Origin of the sequence: Cryobacterium sp. TMB3-10, assembly GCF_004402305.1 — a bacterium.
GTDB lineage: Bacteria > Actinomycetota > Actinomycetes > Actinomycetales > Microbacteriaceae > Cryobacterium > Cryobacterium zongtaii.
Genome location: NZ_SOGH01000007.1, coordinates 270,266 through 279,744 on the forward strand (window position 1 = coordinate 270,266; position 9,479 = coordinate 279,744).

General features: G+C 68.8%; 10 protein-coding genes, 1 tRNA gene and 1 pseudogene. 5 read left to right on the plus strand and 7 right to left on the minus strand.

What is annotated here, in order from left to right:
• Nucleotides 1-14: 14 nt before the first annotated feature.
• Entirely contained in the window at nt 15-227 is a 213-nt protein-coding gene (locus E3T22_RS03895; protein ID WP_088456986.1) for a hypothetical protein, read from the minus strand.
• Nucleotides 228-390: 163 nt separating this feature from the next.
• Between E3T22_RS03895 and E3T22_RS03900 the strand changes: the two genes are divergently transcribed.
• From E3T22_RS03900 to E3T22_RS03910, 3 genes are all read left to right on the plus strand, one after another.
• Complete coding sequence (locus tag E3T22_RS03900; RefSeq protein WP_166789258.1) at nt 391-1,335, plus strand: DUF4349 domain-containing protein; 945 nt, start codon at nt 391-393, stop codon at nt 1,333-1,335.
• A 10-nt stretch (nt 1,336-1,345) separates the two neighbouring features.
• The gene (locus tag E3T22_RS03905; protein WP_134481307.1) at nt 1,346-2,536 is read left to right on the plus strand and encodes an acyl-CoA dehydrogenase family protein; all 1,191 of its coding nucleotides are present in this window, start codon (nt 1,346-1,348) and stop codon (nt 2,534-2,536) included.
• 67 nt (nt 2,537-2,603) lie between these two features.
• Nucleotides 2,604-4,139 (plus strand): threonine/serine exporter ThrE family protein, encoded by a 1,536-nt coding sequence (locus E3T22_RS03910; RefSeq protein WP_166788863.1) that lies wholly within the window; start codon nt 2,604-2,606, stop codon nt 4,137-4,139.
• A gap of 57 nt (nt 4,140-4,196) precedes the next feature.
• On the opposite strand, the gene E3T22_RS03915 is transcribed toward E3T22_RS03910, so the two are convergent.
• Together E3T22_RS03915 and E3T22_RS03920 are read right to left on the minus strand one after the other, a co-directional pair.
• Complete coding sequence (locus tag E3T22_RS03915) at nt 4,197-4,442, minus strand: hypothetical protein (RefSeq protein ID WP_088456990.1); 246 nt, start codon at nt 4,440-4,442, stop codon at nt 4,197-4,199.
• A gap of 427 nt (nt 4,443-4,869) precedes the next feature.
• The gene (locus E3T22_RS03920; RefSeq protein ID WP_134481306.1) at nt 4,870-6,006 is read right to left on the minus strand and encodes a hypothetical protein; all 1,137 of its coding nucleotides are present in this window, start codon (nt 6,004-6,006) and stop codon (nt 4,870-4,872) included.
• 193 nt (nt 6,007-6,199) lie between these two features.
• Here E3T22_RS03920 and E3T22_RS03925 point away from each other — a divergent pair, with 193 nt between their 5' ends.
• Entirely contained in the window at nt 6,200-6,403 is a 204-nt protein-coding gene (locus tag E3T22_RS03925) for a hypothetical protein (protein WP_134481305.1), read from the plus strand.
• Nucleotides 6,388-7,392 carry a hypothetical protein gene (locus tag E3T22_RS03930; RefSeq protein ID WP_134481304.1) on the plus strand — a complete coding sequence of 335 codons (1,005 nt, stop codon included), beginning with the start codon at nt 6,388-6,390 and terminating at the stop codon, nt 7,390-7,392. The genes E3T22_RS03925 and E3T22_RS03930 overlap by 16 nt, the downstream gene beginning before the upstream one ends.
• On the opposite strand, the gene E3T22_RS18970 is transcribed toward E3T22_RS03930, so the two are convergent.
• The 4 genes and pseudogenes from E3T22_RS18970 to E3T22_RS19185 form a co-directional block, all read right to left on the minus strand.
• Nucleotides 7,389-8,168 carry a hypothetical protein gene (locus E3T22_RS18970; protein ID WP_088456995.1) on the minus strand — a complete coding sequence of 260 codons (780 nt, stop codon included), beginning with the start codon at nt 8,166-8,168 and terminating at the stop codon, nt 7,389-7,391. The genes E3T22_RS03930 and E3T22_RS18970 overlap by 4 nt on opposite strands.
• 120 nt (nt 8,169-8,288) lie before the next feature.
• Nucleotides 8,289-8,702 (minus strand): ankyrin repeat domain-containing protein, encoded by a 414-nt coding sequence (locus E3T22_RS03945; RefSeq protein WP_134481302.1) that lies wholly within the window; start codon nt 8,700-8,702, stop codon nt 8,289-8,291.
• Between the two features lie 156 nt (nt 8,703-8,858).
• Nucleotides 8,859-8,934 (minus strand) — tRNA-Ala (locus E3T22_RS03950).
• A 46-nt stretch (nt 8,935-8,980) separates the two neighbouring features.
• Nucleotides 8,981-9,479, minus strand: a pseudogene (locus E3T22_RS19185) (hypothetical protein); the annotation flags it as partial.

A 9,479-nucleotide genomic window follows, 5' to 3' on the forward strand; every position in this document is an offset into this window, starting at 1 on the left:
CCCGGCGGCCGCGGCTAGCGCAGGCCTTCCTTGTAGTCGTTCTTGGCCTTGGTGGAGTCCCGCTCGGCCTCGGCGTGCTTGACCTCGGCCTCGGCCTTCTTCACCTCGGCGTCGGCCTTGGCTTCGTCGAGCTTGTCTGAGACGCGCTCCTTGGTGTCTTCCGCCGCGCGTCCGATCTTCTGGCCGGTGGCCGCGAGGGCGTCTTTGGCGTCGTCTGCGAATCCCATGGTTCCTCCTAGAGCGAGAACTGAACAGTCTTTTCGTACAACGGCGCCGCAGAAACCGGCGCCACTTCGAGCGTACGACGCGGCCCAAGGTCGAGACTCGATTGTGATCCGACTCCCAGAAACCATCCAGATAGCGGATACGGCCCGACCCTACAGTTGGCCCATGAGCAACAGCACGAAGACCCAGGGTGTGGCGCAGGGCGTCCAGGCACGGCGGCCCCGCCGCCTGAGAACATGGGTCGGCGTGACCGGCGGCCTGGCCATCATCGGGCTGCTCCTGGCCGGCTGCACCTCCCTCGGTTCGCAGAGTGCCAGCGACTCCGGCTACCGCTCCGAGTCGATGGATTCCGGCACCGTGCCCGGCCAACTGCCCGCGCCGGGCGAGGTCGTCGCAGGGGATGTCGTGGAGGATGCCGCGGGCGAGGCCACCACCGCCGATCGCTCGGTGATCACGACGGGATCGGTGTCACTCACCGTGGCCGACCCGATCCGGTCGGCCGAGAACGCCGCGATGATCGTCGAAGAGGCCGGCGGCCGCGTCGACAGCCGCACCGAAACCCCCGAAACGGAGAACCAGTCCGCCAGCGCGAACCTGTCGCTGCGCATCCCCGTCGGCGACCTCGACCGCACCCTCGACGCGCTCCGGGCTCTCGGCACCGTGAACTACGTGTCCCTGAATTCCTCCGACGTCACTCAACAGAGCCAGGATCTGGACGCCCGGATCACGGCGCTGCGCACCTCCGTCGACAGGCTGCTGGCCCTCATATCGCAGGCGACGACCACCACCGACCTGATCGCCATCGAGAGCGAACTCTCATCCCGCCAGGCCGAGCTGGAGGGCATGCAGTCCCAGCGCGACTACCTCACCGACCAGATCGAGTACTCCACCATCGGCCTCGAGCTGTACTCCACCGGCACCGTCGCCCCCGGCGCCCCCGATAATTTCTGGACCGGCGTCGTGGCCGGCTGGAACACCCTGGTGACGGCGCTCGGCGCCCTCCTCGTCGGCGTCGGATTCGCCCTGCCCTGGCTCGCCATCCTGGCGGTGGCCGGCGGGATCGTCTTTCTCATCGTGCGTCTGGCCACGCGAAAGGAAAAGGCTACGTAGGCTTGCAGGTGTGACCGAATCTTCCCGCCCCGCACCGACCTCCCCCGCCTCCGGCGCGGTGCTCGACGACGCCCTACTCGGCCGCATCCGCTCCCGTGCCGCAGCGCACGACGCCGCCAACACCTTCCCGTTCGACGACGTCGCCGAACTCGCCGCCGCCGGCTACCTGCGTGCCCTGGTGCCCACCCGCTTCGGCGGCCTGGGCCTCACCCTGCCGCAGCTGGCTGCCGAGCAGTCCCGGCTGGCCGCGCACGCCCCGGCCACCGCCCTCGCGGTGAACATGCACCTGGTCTGGACCGGTGTCGCCAAGGCCATGCACGACAGGGGCGACACCGCCCTCGAGTTCGTCCTCATCGAGGCCGCGCAGGGCGCGATCTTCGGCTTCGGGGTCAGCGAACCCGGCAACGACCTGGTGCTGTTCGGCTCGTCGACGGATGCCGCACCGCAGCAAGGCGGTGGCTACAGGTTCACCGGCACCAAAATCTTCACCTCCCTCTCCCCGGTCTGGACCCAGCTGGGCACCATGGGCCTGGACAGCTCCGATCCGGCCCGGCCGCTGATCGTGTGGGCGTTCCTCGACCGCGCCGACCCCGGCATCACCCGGAAGGACGACTGGGACACCCTCGGCATGCGCGGCAGCCAGAGCCAGACCACCCTGCTGGACGGGGCTTCCGCCCCTGCCGACCGGGTGGTGCGCACCCTCCCGCCCGGACCGGTCAACGACCCGCTGATTTTCGGCATCTTCGCCACCTTCGAGATTCTGCTCTCGAGCGTGTACACCGGCATCGCCCAGCGGGCGCTGGAACTCGGGGTTGCGGCCGTGAAACGGCGCCGCTCGGCCAAGAACAACGGTCGAGCTCTCGCGCAGGATCCGGACATCCGTCGCCGTATCGCCGAGGCGGCCCTGCTGCTGGATGCCGTATACCCCCAGATTCAGACGCTGGCCCGCGACGTCGACACCCTCGTCGACCACGGCCCGTTCTGGTTCGCCAGGCTCGCCGGCCTCAAGCACCGCAGTGTGGAGAGCGCCAAGGAGGTCGTGGACCTGATGCTGCGGGTGAACGGCGGCGCCAGCTACTTCACCGGCGACGAACTCGGCCGGCTGTACCGCGACGTGCTGGCCGGGCTGTTCCACCCCTCGACCGCTGATTCCGCTCACGCCACCGTCGCCACCGCCTGGCTCGGCCCGCTCGATGACTGAGCAGCCGCGCACATTCCCTCCCCGCATCACCGATCCTCGAAGTGTTGAAGTTGTCCAGTTGACTGCCGTGCCCCCCTCCTCTCTCCCCACGAACACCAAACCGGTGCCCGTCGCCGCGACGACCGCACCCATCCCCAAGCAGCCCTACCGGGCGCCGCACCCCACCACCCCGCGCCCGGTCACCACCAGCATCCCGATCCTGCGCGCCGATGCCACGGGCATCGCCGCCGTGCGCGCCTACGAGGATGCGCCGAGCACCTCCACCGTCGCGGTCCCGGTCATCGACATCGCCGCGTACACCCGGTCGGTGCTTGACCTCACCATGCGGCTGGCCGAGGTGATCTTCGCGTCCGGCGCCGGAGCGGAAGACGCCACGGCGGCCATGCTCGCGCTGACTCGCGCCTACGGGCTGCGCGGCACCGAGGCGAACATCACCCACACGATCATCACGCTCACCCACGAAGACCAGTCCACCCACGAATCCATCTCCCGCAGCCGGGACGTCAAGTACCGCACCCTCAACTACGCCAAGCTCACCGCCACGTCGGAGCTCATCGCCGACCTGATCGAAGAGCCCACGGATGTTCCGGAGGCCCGCAAACGCCTGGCCACGATCGTCTCGTCGAAGCCGCAGGTGACGCTGCTGTACCGTCGGATCGGCTGGAGCCTCGTCGGCGCCGGCGCCGCCGCGCTCTTCGGTGGCAGCCCGGTCGTGATCATTGCCGCGTTCGTCGCCGGATTCGTGATCGACTTCCTCACCACCGCGCTCGACAAACGGCGGGTGCCGTTGTTCTACCAAACCGTCGTCGGCGGGGCCATCGGTCCGATCTTCGCCGCAATCGTGCCCCTGATCGATCCCGGCGCCAGTCCGTCCCTCGTCGTGGTCGCCACCATCATCATGCTCCTGGCCGGGGTGACCACCTTCGGCGCGGTGCACGACACCCTGTCGGGGTTCTACCTCACCGGCACGGCGCGGCTCATCGAGGCCCTCCTCATCACCGGTGGTCTGGTCGCCGGTGTGGCCGGCTCCTCGCTGGTCCTGGCCCGGTTCGGCCTCGACCTGGGGATCAGCGCGGATGTGCCCGCCTCCCTGGGTGTCGTGGCAATCCAGTTGGTCGCCGCGGTGGTCATCGTGGCGGGCTTCGCCCTGGGTACCCAGGTGCCGTGGCGGGCGTTCTGGGTCGTCTGCCTGCTCGGCGCCGTGGCCGAGGCGGTTTACCTGGCCGCCAGCAATGCCGGGTTCGGCCTGGTCTGGTCCTCCGGCGCGGCGGCGATGGGTGCCGGGCTCCTGGCGGCCGTCGGGGCACGCCTCGTGCGCACCCCTCCCCTGGTAATCGTCGTCTGCGCCCTGGTTCCCCTGGTGCCTGGCCTGGCGTTGTTCCGCGGGCTGCTGCAGATGGCCGACGGCGATATCAACGGGCTGCTCAACCTGCTCACCGCCGGTGCGATCGCGGTCGCCCTGGCGGCCAGCGCCATCCTGGCTCAGCTGATCGTGCAGTACGTGTGGGGCCCCGGCCGCAGCCTGCAACGTCGTTTCGTGGGTCCGCTGATGGCACTGCCCGTGCGGCTGAGCCGCAGCTCCAAGCCGGGCGCCCGCATCTAGCCGTGCACACCGGCGGCAGCGCTTCCCGCGCTGCCCCCGGTGTGCAGGTCCGACCGGCTAGTTGGGCACATCCCCCACCGCGGTCTCATCAGACACGTCTTCGTCGACGAATCGGTACGGGATGGGTTCCTCGGTCTCCCGGCCCTTGCGGTAGGTGCGGGTGATTGTCTGGCCGTTTTCGACGGCTTCGAGCACCACCACGTCCTGGTATTCCCCGTTGGCGAAATGCAGTTCAATCTCGGTGCCGGACCCGATCACGTTCGGACCGAATAGCACTGCTTTGTACGTTTCCTGTGCGCTCATGATCTCCCGGCTCTCCGTACGACTTCTCGTCCCAGCGACGAGGAGCCTCATCGCAGACAGCCTACGTCGACACCCTCCAAAGGCACAGGCCCCGCAGGGGCCCCCAATCGGGCCGCGTCGGGGGCGGCGTTCAGGCACGCCCTCGTCTCAAGATGCTCTTTGTGCCGAACCCGCGTAGGGTCAGATCATCCGTGCCGCCCAGGTTCAGGTCGAAGGAGTACACATGGCTGACAAATCACCCAAGAAGGATGCGACCAAGAAGGTCGCCGGCAAGTCCCTGAAGGAAAAGCGCGCCGACAAGCAGCTCAAGTCCGCTGAGACCGAAAAAGCCCGCAAGCGCTAATTCGTCTCCGGCCGGGCGCAACGCGCCCGGCGCACGAACCTCACCGGTGTCGCCTGCCTGCAGGCGGCACCGGTTTCGTGTGCGTCAGACCATGAAACGCACCCCCGCGGCGACAGCACCGCCGCCGGGCATGTCATCAGCCCGCACCGCGAAGATCTCCGCCCCCGACAGCAGCGCCCGCCGCAGGATCTCGTCGACGACACCGTAGGTGATGGCGTCGTCCTCCGCGCTCAGGGTGACCGCCCCGGTTTCCTCGTCGACCAGCCCCGGCACGCTCTGGTCGATGTCCACGAACAGAGTGTCGACCGCGCCGTAGGTGGCGGCTCGCGCCACGTCGCTGAGGTCGGTGACGGCCCGGCCGTGCGCGGCCCGGCGGGCCATGCGGTCCTTGAGTCCGTCCAGCTCCGCCGCGTAGAGCTCGTCCAGGATGCCGCGCGCCGCCCGCCCCAGCTCCTCGTCCGGGGTCTCTTCGGGGTTGCCGGGGATGATCGCCTCGGTGAGGTTGGGGTAGCTGTTCACCGAGCGGTAGATGCCGGCCAGGGGTTCGGCGGCGGCGAGGGTCAATGGCAGGTCCACGCCGCTGAGCACCGGCCGCAGCGCCCGGTCGATCGCCCGCGCGTATTGGCGCATCCGCACCTTCTGCCCTTCGGCGCCCTGGATGCGGCCGCCCATGATGTGGCTGTCCTGGGTGCGGCCGTTGATCGAGGGCAAGCCGACCGCGTCGGCGACGTCGCTGGGCAGCCCGGGCACCGAAACCGCGTAGACCGGGCTTTCCGCGCTGATCTCCAGCAACCGCACGGAGTTCTGCGCGAGGGCGAGCACAAAAGCGGCCTGCGGGAACGTGACCGCGCGTAGCAGCGGCTTGAGGTAGAACCGGTCCGAGACCTCCAGCGCCCCGCCGAGCCGGTTTGGCAGCCGGAAGGTCCGCACGCTGTCCGGGGTGGCGAAGATCGCCAGGCTGTACGACAGTGACCGCCAGAAATCCGAGTCCTGGATGAGGTCGTCGAGGGTTTCCTGCAGTTCCTCGATGGGTCCCTTGTCGGTGCCGGCATCGCGCAGTTGTTGCACGGCCTCCGTCAGCCGGTTTTTCAGCTCCATCCTGGCCTTTTCGGACTCCTGGGGCAGCGGGCTGGTGCTGAGGTAGATCGAGACGCACGGATGTTTGCGCACCGTTGCGAGGGTGTCGACGTCGTCTCGGGTGGGTATGTCGGTGTGCAGCACGAATGGGCTCCTTTGATCCGGGTGCCCACGTGCCGCCCCCGCTCGACCGTGAGCCTCTTCTCCGGCCACTCTAACCACTCGGTTGACTTCCCATAAGGGTGTCAGCGGACTGCGATCGCTGGCGATACCGTTGACTCGCGCGCATGATCAAGGGGGCTCCATCCGCACTCGAAATCGCACCACACTCACAACCATGGTCGCCCTGGTGGCGCTGGCAGCGGTTGGCCTCACCGGATGCTCCATCCAGGGAAACGCTGCCGAGAGATGGCTCAGCAAAAGCCAGATCGTCGAGTCCTCGGACATCTCCCTGACCGGATGCTCCGCGATGTGTGATCCGGAGGTCGAGGGGACCATCCGCGATTCCGCCAGACGTCCCACCTGGTGGACCTGGCCCTGACCGCATTCGACGACGACCGGGTGTCCACCGCCTACGTCAATCGGTCGTTCGCCACCCTGTACGGATCGAAGGCCGACGTCACGACGCTGTTCGAGGAGTACGCGGGCACCCCGGATCGTCCGCTCACCCTCCGCGCCGATGCCGGGGATGACGCTGACACGTCCTATTTCATGATCGACGAGGGATCAGAGCAGTGCGACAACTCGGCTGCGCTGCTCGCCGAATTCGACAGGCTCCTGCCGGATCCCCTTATCACCTCGATCCGACTGGGACTGTGCACGAAACTGCAGGTGCTGGTCACCGACGACACGAGCATGGACGCGATGGTCGCCCGGATCCAGCAGCTGGCCTCCGATCCCCGGTACTCCGCGATCGAGTTCAGCGTCGAGACCGAGGACGGCTCGCCATACTCCGTCACCGCCGACACCCCTCAGTTGGATCCGCTGTTCGCCCTATTCGACGCCACGGCCGGCGTGGCCTCCTACTCGGTGGCGGACAACGTCATCCTGGTCGGCGTCTCCGACCCCGCGCTGTTCCGCTCGATAGTGGCAACGATCGATGCCGAACCCCGACCCGGTTTCATCGAGGAGATCCGGGTCGGCCACGACTGGGCATCCGTGTACCTCAACGGTGACGGCACGGTGGACGCTCAGATCAGTACAGCGGAAGCGATGTTCGCCGCCAACGCCACGCGAGCCGAAGACGACAAAATCTCGGTCGGTGCTGGGAGCGGCGGTATCCTGGGGTTCGGACCCGTGAACTGCGACGAGGAAGCCGGGCGGCAGATCGTGGACGCGGTCATTGCCGGTGGCCTCTGGAAGACCTCGAGTACCCCGATCGAGGTCTTCGATCAGCCCGAGCTCTTCACGGTGACAGCCGCTGCCGGGTCGGATCGTTTCGAGCAGACGAGGTCCGATGAGACGCCGGAGACCATCCGTCTCCTGAAGGCACTGAACACGTACTGGTCGACCCAGACCGGCTCGGGCTAGCCTCCCGGTCCCTGGTTCTGCAGCGCAGCCACCGCGCCCTCGCCACGGATCAGGGCGAGCATCACGAGGATCTCGTCGACGAGTGCCGCTGTCACCCCCGCCGTGACGATGCTGTGCGGGCCGAGCGACTCCAGGCCGTCGGCACGCACTCGGATCACCGCCCAGCCCACCTCCTCCAGAGCCGCGTCCTTCTCCCGGTCGGAGACCACTTTGAGGCCGCGGTGCGCGGTCTTGTCGCGGCCGGGTGAGTCGTACTCGATCGCGACCTTGACGGCGGGGATGATGATGTCCGGCCACACCTCCGGCTTGCCGTAGAAGGTGCGGTTGATCCGAATCGCGTTCACCCGGTGCGGCAGAGCGATGCGCTCACCCAGCAGCATCCGCAGCTTCTGTTCCGCCTGCGACGTGCGCGTCTTCAGCCCGGGCTTCATGAACGGCACGCCGCCCTCGTACCGGGCTGCCGGGGCCCGCGCATTCCGGGCGCACTTGGGGCAGCCAGGGCCGGTCAGGGTCTCCCGCACGCTGGCCTGGTACCGGGAGTGCCCGCGGCTGCAGATCCACTCGTAGCTTGCCCCGATGCGGGTTTCCCGCGCCAGGGCGGCCCGTCCGTTCGGGGCCACCCGGTGCAGCAGCTGGTCCCGGGAGCGCCGGGTCTCCGCGAGCAGCATGCACAGCGGGCACTGCCGCTGCAGGGTGACGCGCGCCTCGGCCGCATCCGCGCCGTGCCCGCAGTGGAACCGCACGGTGGTTCCCGCCGGTGTCGCTTCCTCATTCATCCCGTTGCCCGGCTTCCGCTCTCGTGTCGTTGACCGTCACGGTAGCAACGACGACCGACAGCGGCGGCGGCGCCTCCCCGGGCGAGGGGCGCGTTGAGTTGCGGGAGCGTGGTGGCCGAGTCAGGCGCCGGTGTGCGCTTCGATGACCGCGCGCATCCGCGGCAGTGCGAACTGGTCGGCGATCTGGATGCCCGAATGGCTGCCGAGATCCGGGTCGGCGCCGGCCTGCAGCAGGTCGAGCAGAATCGGCTCGTTGCCCCGGAACACGGCGCAGGCCAGTGCCGTCTGTCCCATTGTGTTCACCACGGCGGTGTCGGCGCCGCGTCGCAGCAGCTCCCGCACAGTCTCACCGTGTTGCCCGTACGCGGCCACGATCAGCAGGCTGTCGCCTCGACCGTTGACCAGGTCGAGGGGCACGCCGGCGTCGAGCATCTCGCCCAGCGGGCCGGTGCGGCCGTCCCGGGCCAGCTCGAAGACGCCTTCAACGACGGCTGCGGGCGGCTGGGCCGCCGGCTGGTCCTGCTGGGCTGTCATGGTCGTCTCCGGTCGTCTCAGACACAGGAACCGCCGGGCCCCTGCGGCTCGGCCGGTCCCGGCAGTGCCCAATTCTAACGGCGCGGCACACTGCCGCGGATGCTGACACCAACACAGAAGGACCGCAGCCCGGGGGCCGCGGTCCTTCTGTTTCAGTGGTGGAGCTAAGGAGATTCGAACTCCTGACCTTCTCATTGCGAACGAGACGCGCTACCAACTGCGCCATAGCCCCAGACTGCGTATTTACAATATCACGCGAGTGCGGCGCCTTCGAACCGTCAGCCGACGGCGCGGCGGCGGCGGAGCACCGCGTCAAGGTCGGTCATGCCGGGTTCGGTGTCACCGATGATGCCCATCTTGGCGAACCGGCTCGGCGCCGCCTGCGGGGCGGTCTTGGCGGCGGGGGCGCTGCCACGGGCTACCACCGGGCGGGTGATCGGGGTGACCTCGGACGGGGCGATGGCCTCGGCCATGGCCAGCGCGCGACGCTGCAGTTCGGCTTCGGCGGCGGCCTGGCGCAGTTGGGCGGCGGCATCCACCGACGCCATCGCGGCCTGGGCGATCGAGCCCGGCGACAGGTGCAGGGGCTTGGGCAGCGGCCGCGGGGTCCACGGGCTGGGCTGGACGACGGGGGCCTCGTCGACGAAATGCACGGGCTCGAAACGCTGGCCGCGGGCGCCGGCGGGCGCGCGACGGCCGGCGGCAGCGGCGTCGGCATCCGCTGCAGCGCGCGGGGCGCGGGCGGAGCGGCTGACGGTGGCGAGCCGGCCGAGGGTG